The sequence below is a fragment of the Caulobacter sp. S45 genome, assembly GCF_903642205.1.
GTDB lineage: Bacteria > Pseudomonadota > Alphaproteobacteria > Caulobacterales > Caulobacteraceae > CAHJWH01.
Genome location: NZ_CAHJWH010000010.1, coordinates 13,344 through 34,060, shown reverse-complemented (window position 1 = coordinate 34,060; position 20,717 = coordinate 13,344). Strand labels below are relative to the sequence as shown.

General features: G+C 69.1%; 19 protein-coding genes. 10 read left to right on the top strand and 9 right to left on the bottom strand.

The window, feature by feature from the left end:
• Positions 1-92: 92 nt before the first annotated feature.
• From HUV06_RS02345 to nadC, 8 genes are all read left to right on the top strand, one after another.
• Positions 93-1,238, top strand: a complete 1,146-nt coding sequence (locus HUV06_RS02345; RefSeq protein WP_174299660.1) for a PLP-dependent aspartate aminotransferase family protein — start codon at positions 93-95, stop codon at positions 1,236-1,238.
• Positions 1,239-1,419: 181 nt separating this feature from the next.
• Positions 1,420-1,881, top strand: coding sequence for a preQ(1) synthase (gene queF / locus HUV06_RS02340; protein WP_174299659.1), 462 nt, complete (start codon positions 1,420-1,422; stop codon positions 1,879-1,881).
• 45 nt (positions 1,882-1,926) lie between these two features.
• Complete coding sequence (locus HUV06_RS02335; RefSeq protein WP_174299658.1) at positions 1,927-2,139, top strand: hypothetical protein; 213 nt, start codon at positions 1,927-1,929, stop codon at positions 2,137-2,139.
• A 9-nt stretch (positions 2,140-2,148) separates the two neighbouring features.
• Positions 2,149-3,090 carry a hypothetical protein gene (locus HUV06_RS02330; RefSeq protein WP_174299657.1) on the top strand — a complete coding sequence of 314 codons (942 nt, stop codon included), beginning with the start codon at positions 2,149-2,151 and terminating at the stop codon, positions 3,088-3,090.
• A gap of 198 nt (positions 3,091-3,288) precedes the next feature.
• Entirely contained in the window at positions 3,289-3,924 is a 636-nt protein-coding gene (locus HUV06_RS02325) for a DUF882 domain-containing protein (RefSeq protein WP_254600837.1), read from the top strand.
• Positions 3,925-4,079: 155 nt separating this feature from the next.
• Positions 4,080-5,120, top strand: coding sequence for a quinolinate synthase NadA (gene nadA / locus HUV06_RS02320; RefSeq protein ID WP_217433596.1), 1,041 nt, complete (start codon positions 4,080-4,082; stop codon positions 5,118-5,120).
• Positions 5,121-5,132: 12 nt separating this feature from the next.
• Positions 5,133-6,656 carry an L-aspartate oxidase gene (locus tag HUV06_RS02315; protein WP_174299655.1) on the top strand — a complete coding sequence of 508 codons (1,524 nt, stop codon included), beginning with the start codon at positions 5,133-5,135 and terminating at the stop codon, positions 6,654-6,656.
• The gene (nadC, locus tag HUV06_RS02310; protein WP_371810957.1) at positions 6,653-7,522 is read left to right on the top strand and encodes a carboxylating nicotinate-nucleotide diphosphorylase; all 870 of its coding nucleotides are present in this window, start codon (positions 6,653-6,655) and stop codon (positions 7,520-7,522) included. The genes HUV06_RS02315 and nadC overlap by 4 nt, the downstream gene beginning before the upstream one ends.
• 32 nt (positions 7,523-7,554) lie before the next feature.
• On the opposite strand, the gene HUV06_RS02305 is transcribed toward nadC, so the two are convergent.
• The 3 genes from HUV06_RS02305 to HUV06_RS02295 form a co-directional block, all read right to left on the bottom strand.
• Positions 7,555-7,977: a hypothetical protein gene (locus tag HUV06_RS02305; protein ID WP_217433595.1), complete on the bottom strand. Its 423-nt coding sequence runs from the start codon at positions 7,975-7,977 to the stop codon at positions 7,555-7,557.
• Between the two features lie 62 nt (positions 7,978-8,039).
• Positions 8,040-12,704 carry a glutamate synthase large subunit gene (gene gltB / locus HUV06_RS02300; protein WP_254600836.1) on the bottom strand — a complete coding sequence of 1,555 codons (4,665 nt, stop codon included), beginning with the start codon at positions 12,702-12,704 and terminating at the stop codon, positions 8,040-8,042.
• Positions 12,701-14,152 (bottom strand): NAD(P)-dependent oxidoreductase, encoded by a 1,452-nt coding sequence (locus HUV06_RS02295; protein ID WP_174299653.1) that lies wholly within the window; start codon positions 14,150-14,152, stop codon positions 12,701-12,703. Before HUV06_RS02295 ends, gltB begins: the two co-directional genes overlap by 4 nt.
• Positions 14,153-14,312: 160 nt before the next feature.
• Here HUV06_RS02295 and fdhD point away from each other — a divergent pair, with 160 nt between their 5' ends.
• Both fdhD and HUV06_RS02285 read left to right on the top strand, forming a co-directional pair.
• Entirely contained in the window at positions 14,313-15,107 is a 795-nt protein-coding gene (fdhD, locus tag HUV06_RS02290) for a formate dehydrogenase accessory sulfurtransferase FdhD (RefSeq protein ID WP_174299652.1), read from the top strand.
• Positions 15,104-15,679, top strand: coding sequence for a molybdenum cofactor guanylyltransferase (locus HUV06_RS02285; protein WP_174299651.1), 576 nt, complete (start codon positions 15,104-15,106; stop codon positions 15,677-15,679). The genes fdhD and HUV06_RS02285 overlap by 4 nt, the downstream gene beginning before the upstream one ends.
• Before the next feature lie 19 nt (positions 15,680-15,698).
• Here the strand turns inward: HUV06_RS02285 and HUV06_RS02280 are convergent, their stop codons facing one another.
• From HUV06_RS02280 to flbT, 6 genes are all read right to left on the bottom strand, one after another.
• Positions 15,699-15,860 (bottom strand): DUF3309 family protein, encoded by a 162-nt coding sequence (locus tag HUV06_RS02280; protein WP_174299650.1) that lies wholly within the window; start codon positions 15,858-15,860, stop codon positions 15,699-15,701.
• Between the two features lie 102 nt (positions 15,861-15,962).
• Entirely contained in the window at positions 15,963-17,336 is a 1,374-nt protein-coding gene (locus HUV06_RS02275) for a dihydrolipoamide acetyltransferase family protein (RefSeq protein WP_174299649.1), read from the bottom strand.
• Positions 17,337-17,339: 3 nt separating this feature from the next.
• Positions 17,340-18,353 (bottom strand): alpha-ketoacid dehydrogenase subunit beta, encoded by a 1,014-nt coding sequence (locus HUV06_RS02270; RefSeq protein WP_174299648.1) that lies wholly within the window; start codon positions 18,351-18,353, stop codon positions 17,340-17,342.
• A gap of 5 nt (positions 18,354-18,358) precedes the next feature.
• Positions 18,359-19,588: a thiamine pyrophosphate-dependent enzyme gene (locus HUV06_RS02265; protein WP_174299647.1), complete on the bottom strand. Its 1,230-nt coding sequence runs from the start codon at positions 19,586-19,588 to the stop codon at positions 18,359-18,361.
• 268 nt (positions 19,589-19,856) lie between these two features.
• On the bottom strand, positions 19,857-20,231 hold the full coding sequence (gene flaF / locus HUV06_RS02260) for a flagellar biosynthesis regulator FlaF (protein WP_174299646.1): 375 nt from the start codon (positions 20,229-20,231) through the stop codon (positions 19,857-19,859).
• Positions 20,191-20,616, bottom strand: coding sequence for a flagellar biosynthesis repressor FlbT (gene flbT, locus HUV06_RS02255; RefSeq protein ID WP_174299645.1), 426 nt, complete (start codon positions 20,614-20,616; stop codon positions 20,191-20,193). The genes flaF and flbT overlap by 41 nt, the downstream gene beginning before the upstream one ends.
• Positions 20,617-20,717 lie beyond the last annotated feature (101 nt).

The following is a 20,717-nucleotide window of genomic DNA, read 5'->3' as shown; positions in this document are numbered from 1 at the left end:
CTCGGATAGCGGGAGACTCGATCGTGCGACAGGACAAAGGCGACCCCGCCCGAGGGTCCCTTGATCATGAGTCCCCAAATCATGGGTCCAACGTGACGGCGGCCTTCGCCACCCGCGCGGTGCACGGGGGCCAGCGCCACGATCCCTCCACCGGCGCGGTGATGACCCCGATCTACGCCACCTCCACCTACGCTCAGGCCTCGCCCGGCGTGCACCAGGGCTTCGAGTACTCCCGCAGCCACAACCCCACTCGTTTCGCCTTCGAGCGCGCGGTGGCGGACTTGGAAGGCGGCGTCGCCGGCTTCGCCTTCGCCTCGGGCCTGGCGGCCATCTCCGCGGTGCTGGAGCTGCTGGACAGCGGCGACCACCTGATCGCCTCGGACGACCTCTACGGCGGCACCTTCCGCCTGCTGGACAAGGTCCGCACCCGTTCCGCCGGGCTCCAGGTCAGCTTCGTCAACCTGTCCGACATCGACGCGGTGTATGCAGCCGTGCGCCCGGACACCAAGCTGATCTGGGTCGAGACCCCCACCAACCCCATGCTGCGCCTGGCCGACCTCGACGCCATCGCCGAGCTCGGCCGGGTGCGCGGGATCATCACCGCCGCCGACAACACCTTCGCCAGCCCCTTCTGCCAGCGGCCGCTGGAGCGCGGCTTCGACCTCGTGATGCATTCGGTGACCAAGTACATCAACGGCCACTCCGACGTGGTCGCCGGCGCCGTGGTGGTGCGCGAGGTGGAATTGGCCGAGCAGGTCCGCTTCCTGCAGAACGCGGTGGGCGGGATCCTCTCGCCCTTCGACAGCTTCCTGGCGCTCCGCGGCGTCAAGACCTTGGCGCTGCGCATGGAGCGCACCTGCGCCAACGCCCTGAAGATCGCGCTGTGGCTGGAGGCCCGCTCAGCCGTGGCCAAGGTGATCTACCCGGGCCTTCCGAGCCACCCCCAGCACGCGCTCGCCGCCCGCCAGATGAGCGGCTACGGCGGCATCGTCACCGCGGTGCTCGACGCCGACCTGGAGGGGACCCGCCGCTTCCTGGAACGGGTGGACCTGTTCACCCTGGCTGAGAGCCTGGGCGGGGTGGAAAGCCTGATCGAGCACCCGGCCATCATGACCCACGCCTCCATCCCCCGTGTGCAGCGCGAGGTGCTGGGCATCTCCGACAGCCTGGTGCGCCTGTCGGTGGGCATCGAGGACGCCGACGACCTGATCGCCGACTTGGACCAAGCGCTGGGATAGGCCGGACGGCCCTCGTCCTTCGACAGGCTCAGGATGAGGGCCACTGAGGCCGCGGCGCCGGTCGGGACGGTCCAGCATAGGAGCGGTCCAGTAGAAATCCTGAGCCTGTCGAGGGACGAGGATTTCGGCCCTGCGGCGACCGGACGTTGCGCCTTACGCCGCCCTCCCCTACCTGCCGCCCATGAGCACCTACACCTCCGGCCTCACCCAGCTCGGCCATGCCGCCGCCCAGCCGGCCAGTCCGGAGACCGCGGTGCTGGAGCGCGTCTCCAACCCTCAGGCCGGCGTGCTGTATGCGGTGCGGTTCACCGCGCCGGAGTTCACCTCGCTCTGCCCCATGACCGGCCAGCCGGACTTCGCCCACCTGGTGATCGACTACGCGCCGCGCGACTGGCTGATCGAGTCCAAGTCGCTGAAGCTGTATCTCACCAGCTTCCGCAATCATGGCGCCTTCCACGAGGACTGCACCGTGGCCATCGCTCGCAAGTTCATAGAGGCGGCGGAGCCCCGCTGGCTGCGCATCGGCGGCTACTGGTATCCCCGCGGCGGCATCCCCATCGACGTCTTCCACCAGACCGGCCCGATCCCCGAAGGCCTGTGGGTCCCCGACCAGGGAGTGCAGACCTACCGCGGCCGCGGCTGACAGGGCGTCTTGCCGAAACCTCAGGTCGATGCGACATCAGCGGTTGTGAGCGAGACCCTGACCCGCGAGGACCACGACGCCAAGCTCGAGGCGGCTGAGGCTCGCACCGACGGCTGCTTTTCCGGGCTTGGAGGCGAGTTCGCCGCGCCCGCCTTCGGCGAGGGGCAGTTTGACCCAGGCCTGAGCGCCTACGACATCGCGCACAAGGCCGCCGCGGACGCAGGGGCCGAAATCCGGGCGGCGCCCACCCATCGTTGAAGTCCAGCCATGAGCGACGCCGGCTATGCGATCGAGCTGTCGGCGGTGATCGTGGCGGTGACGGGCGGGCGGCCTCGCGTGCTCACCGTGGATCGCGGAGAGGCGATCCCGTCCGGGCCGTTCCAGTCCGACCACCGCACGCTGGAGCTCGGGCTGCGCGCCTGGGTGGAGGCCTCCACCCGCCATCCGCTGGGCTATGTCGAGCAGCTCTACACCTTCGCCGATCGGGACCGCACCACGGGCGAGGACCTGCGCACCATCGCGCTGAGCTATCTGGCTCTGACCCGTGAGGAGCCGGAGGCCTCAGGGGCCGGCGCGGCCTGGCGCGACTGGTATGAATACTTCCCCTGGGAGGATCGCCGCGAGGAGCAGCCGGATCCCGTCGGGGAGGTCGTCGCTCCCCGCCTGCTCGCCTGGGCGGACGCGGCCGACACGCTGGCCGACCGCCGCATCCGCCGCCAGCGCGCCGCCCTCATGTTCGGGCTGGAGGGCTCGCCCTGGAACGAGGAGGTGGCGCTGCAGCGCTACGAGCTGCTCTACGAGGCGGGGCTGCTGCCGGAGGCCGAACGCGCGCGGGAGCCGTCGGTTAAGGCGGTGGGCAATCCTCTGCCGGACCTCGGCCGGCCGATGGTGCACGACCACCGCCGCATCCTGGCCACCGGGCTCTCGCGCCTGCGCGCCAAGATCAAGTACCGACCCGTGGTGTTCGAGCTGATGCCGCCGAGCTTCACCCTGCTGCAGCTGCAGCAGGCGGTTGAGGCGCTTGCCGGACGCCGGCTGCACAAGCAGAACTTCCGCCGCCTGGTGGAGCACCAGGGCCTGATCGAGGAGACCGGCGAGGTGCTGTCCGACACCGGCGGCCGGCCCGCCCGGCTGGTCCGCTTCCGTCGCGAGGTGTTGATGCAGCGCGCCGTGGCCGGGACGCGGCTGTCGTTGTCGAGGACAGGCTAAAAGTATCTCAACCCTATTTGGAAGCATCAACACTGCACAATAGTAAGACAACTTACGCCCAAGTAGACATAGCTGCCCATGCGCGATATTTACGCGCAGTCGGATAAGGTCAAGCTTGAGGAACGGCTCGTTCGTTCTCAAATCCGGGCTACCGCCAACATGGACTTGGACGCCGCATCTGGCGTTCTCAGCGATTGAATGACCCTCGCGCGCCGCCAGCTCCTCCAGTTCGGTCTCGCCGCCGGCGCCACATCAACGGTCGGGGTGGCCGCCCTCGGGCCGCAGGAGAGAATGGCCAGGCTCGGCGCACGCGCGGTGATGGGCGCCACCCAGGCGGTGCAGACGGTGGAGCAAAGCGTGCTCTGGCCCACCCGCATGCTGGAGCGCCGGCGGGCCTTCCTGCACAACCTGCACACCGGCGAGACGCTGGACGCCGTCTATTTCGAGAACGGCCGCTATGTGCCCGATGCGCTCGCCCAGGCCATGCGGGTGCTGCGCGACTGGCGAAACGGCCAGGAGCACGTGATGGACCCGCGCCTGTTCGACGTGCTGCACGCCATCCACGCCAAGCTGGGGGCGAGCGTCCCCTTCCAGATCATCTCCGGTTACCGCTCGCCCGAGACCAACGCCATGATGCACGCCCGCAGCCCGGGTGTGGCCTCCAACAGCCAGCACATGCAGGGCAAGGCCTCCGACATCCGGCTGCAGGGCGTCGAGCTTGGCGACCTTCACAAGGCGGCGCTGAGCCTCGACGCCGGCGGCGTGGGCCTCTATCCCGTGTCCAACTTCGTGCACGTGGACGTCGCCACCGTGCGGCATTGGACCGGCGTCTAGCGAGCAAGGGCGCTTGCGGCTCGGATGACTCGAGCCTGTGAAGCGCCCCCTTGCCTTGTGCTCAACTGAAGCATAACTAGACGGTTGAAGCGGGAGCTCCAGGCGCCTTCTTCAGCCCATAAATGCTCAACAAGAGCATAAGTCAGGAGGCGCTGATGAACTACGCTCTCGCCACCCGGACCACGTCCCTCCTGCCTCCGCCGCAGTCGACCACGCCACGCCTGGCGCAGGCCGCAGTGCTGTACAGCCGGGTCCGCGGCCAAATCCCGAAGTTGGAATGGGACAGTTTCGCCGACGACGCGATCGCCATCGAGCGGCTGAAGGGTGAGCACGACGCCATCGTGCTGGCCCACAACTACCAGACGCCGGAGATCTTCCACGGCGTGGCCGACATCGTCGGCGACAGTCTGGCCCTTGCGCGCGAGGCCGAGAAGACCTCCGCCTCGGTGATCGTGCTGGCCGGCGTGCACTTCATGGCCGAGACCGCCAAGATCTTGAACCCGTCCAAGACGGTGCTGATCCCGGACGTCCGGGCCGGCTGCTCGCTGGCCGACAGCATCACCGCCGCTGACGTGCGCGCGCTGAAGGCCGCTCATCCCGGCGTGCCGGTGGTCACCTACGTCAACACCTCGGCCGAGGTGAAGGCGGAGACCGACGTCTGCTGCACCTCCGGCAACGCGAAGAAGGTAGTGGAGGCCATCACCCGCGAATGGGGCGTGGACCGGGTGATCATGATCCCCGACAAGTACCTTGCCGCCAACATAGGCGCGGAGACCGGGATCGAGATGATCACCTGGGATGGCGCCTGCGAGGTGCACGAGCGCTTCACCCCCGCCGACATCGCCGAGTACCGCGAGGCCATGCCGGGCGTGGCCGTGCTTGCCCATCCCGAATGCCCACCGGAGGTGGTGGCCGCCGCCGACTATTCCGGCTCGACCGCCGGCATCGCCGACTACATCTCGCTCCGCCGGCCCGCCAAGGCTGTGCTGATCACCGAATGCTCCATGGCCGACAACATCGCGGCCCTGAACCCCCGGACCGAGTTCCTGCGCCCCTGCAACCTGTGCCCCCACATGAAGCGGATCACCCTGGGCGGCATCCGCCGCTCGCTGGAGACGATGACCTTCGAGGTCCTGGTCGATCCCGCCGTCGCCAGCCGCGCCCGCCTGGCGGTCGAGCGGATGCTGGCGATCTGAGGGGGCGACGTCATGGGCCAGCATCAGGACGGTCACCCCCTCGTCATCGGGGCCGGTGTCGCCGGGCTGAGCACCGCCCTCCGTCTGGCGGAACATGGACCCGTCACGGTGCTGTGCGCGGCCGGACTCGGCCAGCAGGCGGCTTCGGCCTGGGCCCAGGGCGGCGTTGCGGCGGCCGTAGGCCGCGACGACAGCCCCGACCTGCATGCCCACGACACCCTGGACGCCGGCGATGGCCTCTGCGCGCCTGAGGCCGCCACCCGCATCACGGCGGAGGGGCCCAGGGCCATCGAGCGCCTGATCGCGCTCGGCGCCCGGTTCGATCGTACGGCCGGCGGCGCGCTGAAGCTGGGCCTGGAGGCCGCGCATAGCCGGCGGCGCATCGTTCACGCCCAGGGCGACGGCACCGGGCGCGAGGTCCTGCGCACCCTGATCGACGCCGCCCAGCGCACCCCTGCCATCACCCTCTTGGAAGGCGTGGACGCCCGCTGCCTGCTGCAGGACGCCCAAGGCGCGGTGGCCGGCGTGCTGGCGGCGGACGCTGCGGGGCAAGCCGTCACGCATCGCTCCGGCGCCGTGGTGCTCGCGACGGGCGGCTTGGGCGGCCTCTACGCCCACACCACCAACCCCGCCGGCGCGGTGGGGCGCGGCCTGGCTATGGCGGTGCGGGCGGGCGCCATCCTGCAGGACATGGAGTTCGTGCAGTTCCATCCCACAGCCCTGGACGTCGGGCTCGATCCCATGCCCCTGGTCAGCGAGGCGGTGCGCGGGGAGGGCGCCTGGCTGGTGAACGATGTGGGGGACCGGTTCATGGCCGCCTACCCTCGGGCGGAGCTGGAGCCGCGCGACGTGGTGGCTCGCGCCGTCTGGGCCGAGCTGACGGCGGGCCGCCGCGTGTTCCTTGATGCGCGCAAAGCGATCGGCGAGCGTTTTGGCTCCGCCTTCCCCACCATCCACGCCGCCTGCATGGCCGCCGGACTCGATCCCGCGTGCGAGCCGATCCCGATCCGCCCGGCCGCGCACTACCACATGGGCGGCGTAGCCGTGGATGCGGCCGGCCGCTCGAGCGTGGAGGGGCTGTGGGTCTGCGGCGAGGCCGCCTCCACCGGCCTGCACGGCGCCAACCGCCTTGCCTCCAACTCCCTGCTGGAGGCAGCTGTCTGCGGCGAGGCGGTGGCTCACGACATCGCCGGTCGGCCTGCGCCTTCATGCCGCGACGTACCTCCAGCCGCCCTTCCGCCACCGCCCACATCGGCCACGGTGCGACCGTGGCTGGATCAGCATGCCGGCGTGTTGCGGGATGCGGCGGGCCTGCGCCAGGCCGCGGACGCGCTCACGCCCTTGGCGCGGAGCGCCGGGCCTGAAGTCGATGCGGCCCTGATCGGCCTGTTCATCGTCCAAGGCGCCTTGGCCCGGGAGGAGAGCCGCGGCGGCCATTTCCGCACGGACTTCCCAGATCGCGCCGCCGAGGCCCGCTCCAGCCGCCAGACCCTCGCCGATGCGCTGCCTCCCGCCACCACTGCGGCGGCCGCGTGAAGGCGCCGGCGCAGGGCCAGCCCGCGCCCCTCCCCTCCGTGATGATCGAGCCGCTGGTGCGGGCGGCGTTGCTGGAGGACCTCGGCCGCGCGGGCGACCTGACCAGCGACGCCATCATCCCGCCGGACGCCATGGCGCGCGCCGTGCTGCAGGCGCGGGAGCCCGGCGTGGTGGCGGGGCTGGACCTGGCGGAGACCGCCTTCCGCCTGATCGACCCGCGGCTCAGCTTCCATGTGCAAAAGGGTGACGGCGCCCGGCTGCAGCCGGGCGACGATATCGCGGTGATCGACGGACCGGCGCGCGGCCTGTTGACCGCCGAGCGGGTGGCGCTGAACTTCCTCGGCCACCTCAGCGGCGTCGCCAGCGCCACCGCCTCCATCGTCGACGCGGTCGCCGGGACCCGGGCCAAGGTCGTCGATACGCGCAAGACCCTGCCGGGCCTGCGCGCCGTGCAGAAGCATGCGGTCCGGCTCGGCGGCGGCGCAAACCACCGCTTCGGCCTGGATGACGCGGTGCTGATCAAGGACAACCACATCGCCGTGGCCGGCTCATTGACCATCGCCGTCAAGCGCGCCCGCACCTATGTCGGCCACTTGGTGAAGATCGAGGTGGAGGTCGACACCCTGGACCAGCTGCGCGAGGCGCTGGCCGCAGGTGTGGAGGCCGTGCTGCTCGACAACATGGGACCTGGCATGCTGCGCGAGGCGGTGGCCATGGTAGGAGGCCGCGCGGTCACCGAGGCTTCAGGCCGCATCACGCCCGAGAGCGCGCCGGCGATCGCGGCGAGCGGGGTAGACCTGATCTCTGTCGGCTGGTTGACCCACAGCGCCAGGGTGCTGGACATCGGTCTCGATTATCGGGCGTAACCGCTCTCCCCTGCGGAGAGGGACCCAGCCCCTCAGTAGAGACCGGTGGGCGGGGGAGGCGGCTTGGGGACGGCGACGGGCGCAGGGCCGGCGACGGTCGGCGGCGTCGGCGGATTGGCGCCGGAGCTCTTGTCGTCATCGTCGTCGTCGGAGTCGTCGCTGGCCTGGACCACCCTGACCTTCTTGGGCCCGGCAGCCTGGGGCGGGTGAACGACGGCGACGGCCTCGTCATGGGCGATCTTGCGGATATAGGCCTCGTCCACCGGCGGCGGGGCCGTGGCGTCCACGGAGGTGGCCTTCTTGGCGGCGAGCGGCGTGGTGGCTGCGTAGGCGTCCGGGTCCTGTGATCCCGGAGCGGCCAGCGCCCGGCTGTAGCCGAGATAGGAGCCGACCCCGGCCGCCCCCAGCATCACCACCGCTGCGGTCCAGACCGCGCCCTTCGACACACCCATCATCTGATCAAGTTACGCCTTTGCAGGGATTGCGGGAAGCCTTGCTCCAGCTCGTCCGCCGCGGCTCACGCCCCGATCTTCAACCGCGCCTGCCGGTGGACCAGCATGTCCCGGGGCGTCACCCGCACGATGCGCGCCCGCGACGTCGACCAGGTCTCCAGGATCATCTGGGCGCGCGGAGAGCCGGTCGCCGCCATGTGGGCCTCGATCAGGGCCTTCAGGGCCGCTTCATCCTGGGGCTCCACCTCGCCGGTGACCACGTTGTCCGCATTGACGCGCAGGGTGAACAGGCCGTCTTCGTCGTAGACGAACCCCTCGCCTCCCGTCATGCCGGCTCCGAAGTTCGCGCCCGTGCGTCCGAGCACCGCGACCAGGCCGCCGGTCATGTACTCGCAGCCGTGGGCGCCGCAGCCTTCCACCACCGCATCGGCGCCTGAATTGCGCACGGCGAACCTCTCCCCCGCTCCGCCGGCGACGAACAGCCGTCCTGCGGTGGCGCCGTAGAGGCAGGTGTTGCCGACCAGGGAGTCGAACTGGCCGACAGGGCCGAACCGCGGCGGCCGCACTGTGATGGTCGCTCCAGACAGCCCCTTGCCGACATAGTCGTTGGCCTCGCCCACCAGGTCGATGCGCAGGCCCTTGACCGCAAAGGCGCCCAGGCTCTGGCCCGCCGCGCCCTTCAGCTCCAGCCGCAGGTGGTCGGGGCGAAGCCCCTCGCCGAAATTGCGCACGATGGCCGAGGAGGTGCGCGCCCCGATGGTGCGCATGGTGTTGGCCACCGAGTAGCTCAGCGCCATCTTCTCGCCCCGCTCCAGCAGAGGCGCGGCGTCTTCCAGGATCTGGGTGTCCAGGGTGTCTTCCGAAAGTGGCTGGCGCACGTCGACCGTGTAGGGCTGGAGCGGCGCGCCTTCCACCCGCACCAGCAGGGGGTTCAGGTCCAGGTCGTCCAGGTGCATGCCGCCGCGGCTGACCTGGGTCAGGAGGTCGGTCCGGCCGATGATCTGATCCAGGTGGGTAAAGCCCAGCGAGGCGATGATCTCGCGCACCTCCTGGGCGATGTGGGTGAAGAGGGCGATCACCTTCTCGGGCGTGCCCGTGAACTTGTCCCGCAGCTTCTGGTCCTGGGTGCAGACGCCGACCGGGCAGGTGTTGGAGTGGCACTGTCGCACCATCAGGCAGCCGACCGCGATCAGGGAGGCCGTGCCGATGCCGAACTCCTCCGCCCCCAGCATGGCCGCGATCACCACGTCGCGCCCGGTTCGGATCAAGCCGTCCGTACGCAGACGAACGCGATGGCGCAGTCCGTTGAGGGTCAGGACCTGGTGCGCCTCGGCGAGCCCTATTTCCCAGGGGCAGCCGGCCTGCTTGATGGACGACTGGGGAGAGGCGCCGGTGCCGCCGACATTGCCGGAGACCAGGATGGTGTCGGCCTTCGCCTTGGCGACGCCGGCCGCAACCGCCCCGATGCCGGACATGGAGACCAGCTTCACCGTCACCTTGGCGTCGGGATTGATCTGTTTCAGGTCGTAGATGAGCTGCGACAGGTCCTCGATCGAGTAGATGTCGTGATGGGGTGGGGGCGAGATCAGGCTCACGCCCGGCGTGGAATGGCGCATCCGCGCGATAAATTCGGTGACCTTGAAGCCCGGCAGCTGGCCGCCCTCGCCAGGCTTGGCGCCCTGGGCCACCTTGATCTCGATCTCGCGGCATTGGTTCAGGTACTCGGCGGTGACGCCGAAGCGGCCCGAGGCGATCTGCTTCACCGCAGAGTTGGCGTTGTCGCCGTTCGGGCGAGGACGATAGCGCTCAGGATCCTCGCCGCCCTCGCCGGATACGGATCGGGCGCCGATCCGGTTCATGGCGATGTTCAGCGTCTCGTGCGCCTCGGGCGACAGGGCGCCCAGCGACATGCCCGGCGTCAGGAAGCGCTTGCGCAAGCCGTTGACGCTCTCCACGGCCTCGATGGGCTTGGGCATGCGGTCCGAGCGCCAGGCCAGCAGGTCGCGCAGCGACACCGGCCTCCCCTCGCGGGTCATCTTCGAATAGGCCAGGTAGGACTTGTAGTCGCCGGTGTTGCAAGCGTGCTGGAGCTTGTGGATCAGCGCCGCCTCATAGGCATGGTTCTCGCCCGACGAGCGCACCTTGTAGAAGCCACCGAGAGGTATCACTGCGCTGGCGGGCGTCCAGGCCACGTCGCGCTCCTCCAGCATGCGCGCCTCAAGCCCCGCCAGCCCCATGCCGGAGATGCGCGACGTCATGCCCGGGAAGAACTCCGCCACCAGCGCACGCGAAAGTCCGACCGCCTCGAATTCATAACCGCCGCGATAGGACGAGATGATCGAGATGCCCTTCTTGGCCAGGATCTTGAGAAGGCCGGCTTCCAGCGCATGCTTGTAGTTCAGGACCGCATCCCGGAGCGTCATGCCCCTGTAGAGCCCCCGCTCCAGCCGGTCCTGGATCGACTCCTGTGCCAGGTAGGGGTTCACCGCCGTCGCGCCCACGCCAACCATCACCGCGAACTGGTGGCTGTCCACCACGCCTGCGGAGCGCACGATGATGGAGGCGTAGGATCTCAGGCCCTCGTCCACCAGCCGCGCGTGCACGCCGCCCGTGGCCAGGATCATGGGCAGGGGCACGCGCGTGGCGTCGCCCGCCTCGTCGGTCAGCACGATCTGGGCGGCGCCGTTGCGGCTGGCCTGCACGGCCTCGTTGCGGATGCGGTCCAGCGCGGCGCGCAGTGCGTCGCCCCGGCGCGCCTCCGGCGCTGGCACGGGCATGGTGCAGTCGATCACCACGACCCTGCTCTCGCCGAAATGGGTCAGCATGCGCTCGTACATGCCCGTGGTCAGCACCGGGCTGTCGAGCACGAAGACCTCAGTCTGGCCCTCGTCCTGGGCCAGAATGTTGCCGAGGTTCTTGAAGCGGGTCTTCAGGCTCATCGTCCCGCCCTCACGCAGCGGGTCTATGGGCGGGTTGGTCACCTGGGCGAAGTTCTGGCGGAAATAGTCCGACAGGGGCCGGAGGCGGGACGACACCACCGCCAGCGGGCTGTCGTCGCCCATGGAGCCGATGGCCTCCTTGCCGTCGAGCGCCATCGGATCGACGATCATCTCGATCTGTTCGGAGGTCATGCCGGCGGCGGCCTGGCGTCGCGCCAGGGCCTCGCCTTCGAAGCGGCGAGGCTCGGGGCCAGGGCCGACGAGCGGCTCCAGCTCCACCATGTTCTCCAGCCAGCGGGTATACGGATGGGCGGCGGCGAGCTCGTCCACGATCTCGCGCTCCGGATAGAGCCGCCCCGCCTGCAGGTCGACGGCCACCATGCAGCCTGGCGAGACATGCAGCCGCCGAAGCACCCGGTCGTCGCTGATCCCCGTCATACCGGCCTCCGAACCCGCGATCAGCAGGCCGTCCACCGTCTCGGTGAGGCGCAACGGACGCAGGCCGTTGCGGTCCTTGCCCGCCAGCACCCAGCGGCCGTCGGTGGCGCAAATGGCGGCGGGACCGTCCCAGGGCTCCATCACCGCGTTGCAGTAGGCGTAGAGGGCGCGGTGCTCCGGCGCCATCCTGCCGTCCTCGTTGGACCAGGCCTCGGGCATCAGCAACGCCTTGACCATCGGCGCCGGCCGGCCCGCGCGGACCAGCATCTCGAACACGTTGTCGAGGGCGGCGGAGTCGGAGCCGCCCGGGCGCACCACGGGCTTGACGATGTCGCCGTGCTCGCCAAAGGCATCCGCCGCCATGCGGATCTCGTGGCTCTTCATCCAGTTGATGTTGCCGCGCACGGTGTTGATCTCGCCGTTGTGGGCGAGCATGCGGAAGGGCTGGGCCAGCCGCCATTCAGGAAAGGTGTTGGTTGAGTAGCGGGCGTGGAAGATGGCCACCGCCGCTTCAAAGCGCGGATCGCACAGGTCCGGATAGAAGCCGTCCACGTCGCCGCAGCGGAACATGCCTTTGTAGATCAGGGACTTGGCCGACAGCGAGCAGATGTAGAAGCCGTTCAGGTGGACCTGCTCCACCCGTTGCTCGATGCGGCGACGGCAGAGGTAGAGCGCCCGCTCCAGCTGCTCGCCGTCCATGTCCTGCGGCGCGGCGAGCATGATCTGCTCGATCTCGGGCCGCACGGCGGCGGCGCGTTCGCCCAGCACCGAGCTGTCGATGGGCGCCTGGCGCCAGCCATAGATGTAGAAGCCGAAGCGCAGCACCTCCGCTTCCACGATGGTGCGGGCCAGCTCCTGGGCGGCGAGATCGGTCCTCGGCAGGAAGATCATTCCTACCGCGATCGGGCCGGGGCGCAGCTTGTGGCCGATGCGCGAGACCTGCTCGGCGAAGAAGGCTTGGGGCACGCTGACCATGACGCCCGCGCCGTCACCGGTCTTGCCGTCGGCGTCCACCGCACCCCGGTGCCAAACCGCTTTCAGCGCGGCGATCGCCAGCTCCACCACCTCCCGCCGCGGCTTGCCGTCTATGGCGCAGACGAAGCCCGTACCGCAGGCGTCGCGCTCCGAGGCGGGATCGTAAGCGTGAGCGGCCGTCAAGCGCGCCCGGTTGGAGAGATAGGCGTCGATCTCCCCTCCCCCTGGATGGGGGAAAGATCGGGGATGGGGGTGGGACGGCGGCGCCCTGTCAGTGGGAGAGGGGTGAGCTCCGTCGGCAAAACTTCCAGCGGCGCCGCCGTCCACCCGCACCCTGCCCTCCCCCATCAAGGGGGAGGGTTCAAGATGTCCGCTCATGCCGCCACTTCCTCAATCTGAGGGTGCAGGCCAGCTTGCGCCCGCAGGTACTGGTCCACGGCCAGCGCCGCATCCTGGCCGTCGCGCACCGCCCAGACCACCAGCGAGGCGCCGCGCACGATGTCCCCACCGGCGAACACGCCGGGCAGGCTGGTCCGCTTCTCCTCGTCCACAGCGATCGTGCCGCCTGGATTCACCCGCAGCTCCGGCGCGTCGAACAGGGCGGGCAGGTCCTCCGGGTCGAAGCCCAGCGCCTCGATCACCAGCTGGGCCGCCACGTCGAACTCCGCGCCCGCGATCTCCTCCACCCCGCGGCGGCCGCTCATGTCCGGCGCGCTGAGGCGCATGCGGATGGCGCGCACGTGGTCAACCTCGGCCGTGTCGCCGTGGATGGCCTTGGGGGCGGCGAGCCACTCGAAGCGCACGCCCTCCTCCTCGGCGTTGGACACCTCGCGGGCGGAGCCCGGCATGTTGGCGCGGTCGCGACGGTACAGGCAGGTGACCGAGCGCGCGCCCTGGCGAACCGCGGTGCGCACGCAGTCCATGGTGGTGTCGCCGCCGCCGATGACGACCACATCCTTGCCCTTGGCGTTCAGTTCGCCGTTCTGGAAGGCGGGCACGTCGTCGCCGAAGTTCAGTCGGTTCGAGGCGATCAGGTAGTCGAGCGCGCGCACCACCGCGGCGGACCCCACGCCCGGCCCGCTCAGCCGGCGCGCCTTGTAGACGCCCGTGCCGATGAAGACCGCGTCGTGCCGCTCGCGCAGCTCCGCGAGTGAGGCGTCGCGGCCCACCTCGAAATCGGGGATCAGGGTCACGCCGCTGTCCGCCAGCCGCTGGGTCCGCCGCATCACCACCGGCTTCTCCAGCTTGAACCCGGGGATGCCGTAGGTGAGCAGCCCGCCCGGCCGATCGTAGCGGTCATAGATGGTGACCTGGTAGCCCAGGCGACGGAGCCAGTCGGCGGCCGCGATCCCCGCCGGTCCCGCGCCGATGATCCCTACGGACTGGGCCTTTTCGTCCACGGGCGTGATCGGCTTGATCCAGCCCTGCGCCCAGGCGGTGTCGCTGATGTAGCGCTCCACTGCGCCGATGGTGACGCCGGTCCAGCCGGACTGCTCCAGCACGCAGGCGCCTTCGCAGAGGCGGTCCTGCGGGCAGATGCGGCCGCAGACCTCCGGCAGCGCGCTGGTGGCCTCCGACAGAGCCCATGCCTCCTGCATCCGCCCCTCGGCGGCGAGGCGCAGCCAGTCGGGGATGTTGTTGTGCAGCGGGCAGCCGGTCTGGCAGAAGGGCACCCCGCACTGGGAGCAGCGGGCGGCCTGATTGCCGTTCTGGGCCGGGTTGAAGCCGGCATAGATCTCCCCGAAGTCGTGGGCGCGCTCGATCACCGTCCGCTTGTTGGGCGAGGACGGCGCGATGGTGACAAACTCCGACATGCGATGGGTCATGATGGCCTCGCGCACGAGAAAATACAGATCAGGAACGGGTGACAGATAGGCGAAATTTCCTCCAGCGGAAGCGGAAATCCAGACGCTTTAGGCATGGTTTTGCGCGATCTGGGGCCCGGCACGTGGAACATGTGCGTGATCGCTGCGAGGAGCTGAACTGATGGAGGGCTGGCGAAGTGGCGAGCGGACGCGGTGGCGCGAGGGCGTCGTCGATCTGGGGGTCCGCGTCTTGGCCGAGGAGACGCCGGTGGCCATCGTTTACGACGCGTCCACCTATGCGGTGATGATGGCGACGCCGGCCGACCTGGAGGACTTCGCCTTGGGGCTCAGCCTGACCGAGGGCGTGATCGCCTCGGCCGAAGAGGTCGCCTCCATCGAGATCGCGGAGGGCGATCGCGGGATCGAGGCGCGGGTGTGGCTGAAGCCCGGCCGGCGTGAGGCGCTGGCGGCTCGGCGCCGCCGTCTGGCCGGGCCGACCGGCTGCGGCCTGTGCGGCATCGACAGTTTGGCCGAGGCCTCCCGCACGCCGCCGCAGGTTTGCGCGCAGCTGCGGCTTGCCCCCCCGGAAGTGCTCGGTGCGGTCGAGGCGCTGGGAAAGGCCCAGTCGCTGGGCCAGCTCACGCGCGGCGTCCACGCAGCCGCGTTCTGGACCCCCGGGCAGGACTTGGTCGCCACACGGGAAGACGTGGGCCGGCACAATGCGCTGGACAAACTCGCCGGCGCCCTTGCCCGCAACGGTGTGAAGGGAAACGAAGGGGCGGTGGTGCTCACCAGCCGCGTGTCCGTGGAGATGGTGCAGAAGGCGGCGATGATCGGCGCAGGCGTGCTGATCGCGGTCTCCGCGCCGACCACCCTGGCCATGGCGACGGCGGACGCCGCCGGCATGACTCTCGTCGCCGTGGCCCGCTCGGACGGATTCGAGGTCTTCACCCACCCCGACCGGATCGTCCTGTGATCGGCGGCCTGATCCTGGCGGGCGGCCGTTCCAGCCGCTTCGGACGGGAGAAGGCCCTCGCCGAACTGGAGGGCGAGCCCCTCATCGCGCGCGTGGAGAGGGTACTGGCTCGTGGCGCCTCGCCGCTGGCGGTCAGTGCCAGAGGGGGCTCAGCCGCCGCCGCCTACGCGGCGAAAAGCGGGCTCGCCTGCTTGCCGGATGATGTTGGAGACGTGGATGGACCATTGGCGGGGGTCAAGGTCGGGCTACGGTGGGCGGCCTTGCAAGGTCTCAAATGGCTGGTGACCAGCCCCTGCGACACTCCGTTCCTGCCCCGCAATCTGGTCGAAAGGCTTTGCGAAGGCAGGGCCGGCTGTGGCGCCGTGGCGCGCACGCCGACAGCCGTGCAGCCGCTTTGCGCCTTATGGCCGGTCGCGGCGCTCGGAATGATCGAGACAACTTCAAACCATCCGCCGATCCGCGCCCTGCTTGAACGCGTCGGGGTTGAAGAAGTCGTTTTCGAAAATCCGGACGCCTTCGCCAACCTCAACACGCCAGAGGACTACGCACGCGCCCTCGCCCGAGCTGTATAGCGGCGCCAGGCTCCGCGTGTCAGATCACGTGCAGCAGCAGCAACACGATGACGACGACGACGAGCAGGCCGATGCCGCCGCTCGGACCATAGCCCCAGGAACGGCCCGAGTTCCAAGACATGCTGGGCAGGGCGCCCAACAAGGCCAAGATCAGGATGATGAGCAGAATGGTTCCAAGCATCGGCAGCCCCTTGTCTCACGCCTACGTCGACAAAGACGCCGACGTCCCTCAAGGGACTAACGGCAACGCTTGAAACCGGTTCCTTGGCACTCGGAGGAGCGGCTAGTCCAGGAACAGGGTGGCAGGGTGCTCCAACAGGCCCTTGATCGTCTGGATGAACTCCGCGGCGTCCCAGCCGTCGACCACGCGGTGGTCGAAGGACGAGGAGACGTTCATCATCTTTCGCGCCACGATCTCGCCGTTACGCACCACCGGCCGCTCTACGATCTTGTTTGGACCGACGATAGCCACTTCCGGATGGTTGATCACCGGGGTGTGCATCAGACCGCCCAGCGGGCCGAGGCTGGTCAGGGTGATGGTCGAGCCGGAGAGTTCGGCTGAAGTCGCCTTGCCTTCGCGCGTGGCCTTGGCGAGGCGGCCGATCTCAGTGGCTAGCGCCCAGACATCACGGCGCTCGGCGTTTCGAATCACTGGCACGATCAGGCCGTTCGGCGTCTGGGTGGCCATGCCGAGGTGGACGGCTGAGTAGCGGCGCACGAGTCCGGCTTCGTCGTCATAGCGGGCGTTGATCTGAGGGTATCTCGGCAGCGCCTTGACCAGCGCCCGGACCATGAAGGGGAGGAACGTCAGCTTAGGCTGGTCCGGGCGTTTGGCTACGTTCAAGTGAACGCGCAGATCTTCCAGCTCGGTGACGTCGCACTCCTCCATGTAGGCGAAGTGGGGAATGCGTCGCTTGGCCTCCGACATCTTCTCCGCGATCTTGCGGCGAAGGCCGATGACCTTGACCTCGGTGATCTCGTCAGGCGTCGCTGCGGCGGCCTTGGCCGGTCGGGCAAGGTGGGCGTTGAAGTCTTCAAGCGTTACTCGGCCGTGGGGGCCGGTGCCCTCCACCTGGGCGAGATCGACCTCCGCCTCCCGGGCGCGGCGTCGGATCGCCGGCGAGGTCAGAGGGCGCTCGGGCGTGCTCTCGAAGAAGGCCGGCGTGTCAGAACCCCTCCCCCTTGACGGGGGAGGGGCAGGGGTGAGGGTGGACGGCGGCGGCGCCCGAAGGCTGGCGGCCTCGTTCGCGCCCGGTTCGGACGGGGCGCCGCCGTCCACCCCCATCCCCAACGCTTCCCCCATCAAGGGGAAAGTGCGCTCGCTCTTAGGCGTCGTGGGCGGCGCTTCGCGCGCTTCGGTGTTTCGCTGGCCGGTGGGGTTGGGGACGGCCGTGACCGGCTCGGCCGCAGCCCCGCCGTCCGTCTCGAACTCCACGATCGGACCGCCGACAGCGAACATCTCGCCGGGCTCGCCTCGGCGCACGACGACCTTCCCGGAGACGGGCGAGGTGATCTCCACCGTCGCCTTGTCGGTCATCACGTCGACCAGTGGGGCGTCCTCCTCCACCGTGTCGCCGATGGCCACATGCCAGGCCACGATCTCGGCTTCGGCGGTGCCCTCGCCGACATCGGGCAGGCGGAAGGTGAAGCGGCCCATGGCTCAGCCCTCCATCACGCGGCGCATGGCCTTGGCCACCCGTTCGGGGCCCGGGAAATAGTCCCACTCGAAGGCGTGGGGATAGGGGGTGTCCCAGCCGGTCACCCGCTCGATGGGCGCCTCCAGGTGGTAGAAGCAGGCCTCCTGCACCAGCGCTGACAGCTCCGCACCGAAGCCCGAGGTGCGGGTGGCCTCGTGCACGATCACGCAGCGGCCGGTCTTCTTCACCGAGGCCTCGATGGCTTCGATGTCGACGGGCACCAAGGTGCGCAGGTCGATCACCTCCGCGTCGATCCCGCTGTCCTGCGCCGCCGCCATCGCCACGTGCACCATCACGCCGTAGGCGAGCACGGTGAGGTCCTTGCCCTCCCGCAGGATGTGCGCCTTGCCCAGCGGCACGATGTAGTGCTCGGCAGGCACTTCGGCCGCCGGGTGGCCGGCCCAGGGCGAGACCGGCCTCTCGTGGTGACCGTCGAAGGGGCCGTTATAGATGCGCTTGGGCTCCAGGAAGAGCACCGGGTCGTCATCCTCAATGGAGGCGATCAGCAGGCCCTTGGCGTCGTAGGGGTTGGACGGTATCACCGTCTTCAGCCCCGCCACGTGAGTAAACAGGGCCTCCACGCTCTGGGAGTGCGTGTTGCCGCCGAAGATGCCACCCCCATAAGGGCTGCGGATGGTCATCGGCGCGGTGAAGTCGGCCGCCGAGCGATAGCGCAGCCGCGCCGCCTCGCTAACCAGCTGGTCGTAGGCGGGGTAGATGTAGTCGGCGAACTGGATCTCCACCACGGGGCGCAGGCCATAGGCGCCCATGCCTATCGCCGCGCCGACGATGCCGCCCTCAGCAATGGGCGCATCGAAGCAGCGGGTCAGGCCGTGCTTCTTCTGCAGCCCGTCGGTGACGCGGAACACGCCCCCGAAGAAGCCCACGTCCTCGCCGAAGATCAGGACGTCCGGGTCGCGCTCCAGCATGTTGTCCAAGGCGGAATTCAGCGCCTGGATCATGTTCATCGCGGGCATGTGGGTCAGAATCCCGCTTCGCGCTTCTGGCGCAGCAGCCGCCAGTCCATGTCCTTGTAGACGTCCTCGAACATCGTCGCCGTCTCCGGGCGCGACTGGCCGAGCGTGCCGATGGCCTCAGCCTCCTTGCCGGCGGCGCGGACCTGCTCGACGGCCTCCTGCTCATAGGCCTTGTGCTGTTCGTTCGACCACTCGCCGAGTCCGATCAGGTGAGCCGCCAGCCGCAGCACAGGATCGCCCAACGGCCAGCCGCCCGCCTCCTCCGCCGGCCGGTAGCGGGCCGGATCGTCGGAGGTGGAGTGCTGGGCGGCGCGGTAGGTATAGAGCTCCAGCACCGTGGCGCCCAGGTTGGAGCGGGCGCGCTCCGCCGCCCATTCCGTGGCCGCGTACACCGCCAGGAAGTCGTTGCCGTCGACGCGCAGCGCCGGCAGCCCGTAGCCGATCCCCCTAGCGGCGAAGGTGGTCTGATCGCCTCCGGCTATGCCGTGATAGCTCGATATGGCCCACTGGTTGTTGACGATGTTGAGGATCACAGGCGCCCGGTAGACGCTGGCGAAGGTCAGGGCGGAGTGGAAGTCGCCCTCCGCCGTCGCGCCGTCGCCGATCCAGGCGGCGGCTATTTTGTCATCGCCCTTGTAGGCGGACGCCATGGCCCAGCCGACGGCTTGGGGGTACTGGGTCCCGAGGTTGCCGGAGATGGTGAAGAAGCCGAACGCCTTCGACGAGTACATCACCGGCAGCTGGCGGCCTTTAATGGGATCGGACGCGTTAGAATAGATCTGGTTCATCATCGTCGCCAGCGGATAGCCGCGGGTGATGAGCAGGCCCTGCTGACGGTAAGTCGGGAAGCACATGTCCTCTTGGGTCAGGACCAGCGCCTGGGCGCAGGCCACCGCCTCCTCGCCCGTGCACTTCATGTAGAAGCTGGTCTTGCCCTGGCGCTGGGCGCGGTACATGCGGTCGTCGAAGGCGCGGGTGAGCAACATGGCCTTGAGCCCCCGCCGCAGGGTCTCTGGGTCCACCCGCGGGTTCCAGGGGCCGACGGCGCGGCCCTCCTCCTCCAGCACCCGGATGAGGCCATAGGCCAGCTCGCGCATCTGCAGCGCCGGCGTCGAGATGTCCGGCCGCTCCACACTGCCTGCGGCTGGCAGCTGCAGCCTTGTGAAGTCCGGCTCGTCGCCGGGACGCGTCTGCGGCTCGGGAACGTGCAGGCTCAGGGCTTGCGTATTCTTCATGCTCTCCACCCGAGGCGCAGCGCTTCTTGCGTCGCGGCGAAAACGACCCCCAGACGTAGATGCAGGAGCCAGTCGCCTCCCTAGCGCGGGAGTTCCCGGAAAGCGATGCTGAGCTCACGGAAAAGGCCGCAAGGCCATGCCGCGCACGCGCTGGCGGCGATGAGAGTAACGGCGGGTCTAGGAAGCCGCCTGATCAGGTGGTCTGGCGGCTCCGAGCGGCGTCACCCGGACCTCAACGCCTTTGTAGAACGGCGGTTCTCCGTGGACCTCAGGCGGCCTGGGCCGTGGGCGCGCCGCCCGGTGTCAGGCCCTGCATGATGGAGCGGTTGACCTCGATCAGCAGGTCCAGGTCGCCCTGGTTCCGGATGGTCTGGCTGGTCTGGCGGCTCACGAACAGGCTCAGCGAGATGATGCTGGCCCGCGTGCCCTCGGGCAGGCGGTTGTGCGGGCTGGCGCAGTCGGCCGCCAGCGCCGCCCACAGCCGCCGGTTCCAGTCGAGCGCGGTCACGCGGGCCTTCAGGTCGCCGCGGTCCGCGCGCGCGGCCTCCATGAGGGCGCGGGTGACCTCGGCGAACAGCCGGTATTCGGTCTCGCGCGGGTTTTCAGCCCGTTGCGACGCATGCTGGTAGGCCTGAAGCGACATGCCCTAGTCTCTCGTCCTCGTAATCGATCAGCTTTCGGCAGCACATCAGGGCCTTGTAGTAGTTACGTCCCAAGACATGCTTGGAGACGTTCACGCCTTCGGCCAGGACATCCGCGTTACGCACCACGCCCATGAAGTCGTTGAGGCGCTGGGAGAACTCGCCAAAGTGGGCGGCGGCCTCGGACTCATCGAGATACATCATCATCACCGGGAAATAGACCCGGCGAGCGGGAGAGTTGGCCTCCTCCGCCTGCATGATGTCCTTCTCGCGCAGGACCGAGCACTTGTTCTGCAGCACCAGCACGCCGCGCCGGTCCCCGTTTTGGACCACCGCGCCGTTCAGCACGAACTTCTCCCCGGGCTTCAGCGACAATTTTAGGGGCACGTGGAGCCTCCTGTGCGGTGTTCGACCGCTCTCGCACTGTCCGGGGCGAGCGACTACCGCTTAGCCCTGCAGCGCTGAAGCCGGCCTAAAGATTCACGGTT